This window comes from Rhizobium sp. SVR5-9E (assembly GCF_056755095.1).
On record NZ_JBNDHS010000609.1, the window covers coordinates 1 to 246 of the forward strand.

Below are 246 nucleotides of genomic sequence, written 5' to 3' on the forward strand. Positions count from 1 at the left end.
TACCTTAACTATGCTTAGCTAATGTTTTTCAAGGAGGTAAACCGTGAACATCATCGCCATTATGGGGCCGCACGGCGTCTTTTATAAAGACGAGCCCATTAAGGAGCTGGAGCACGCCCTTCAGTCCCGCGGGTACCAGCTGATTTGGCCGCACAATAGCGCCGACCTGCTGAAATTTATCGAGCACAACCCTCGCATCTGTGGCGTGATCTTCGACTGGGACGAGTACGACATGGAGTTGTGCAG

1 protein-coding gene is annotated in these 246 nt (G+C 52.0%); it reads left to right on the forward strand.

Features of this window, described 5'->3' with window-relative positions:
- Positions 1 to 43: 43 nt before the first annotated feature.
- Positions 44 to 246: Orn/Lys/Arg decarboxylase N-terminal domain-containing protein (locus ACPYOJ_RS36250; RefSeq protein WP_481420518.1), on the forward strand; the 203-nt coding region annotated here is incomplete at its 3' end.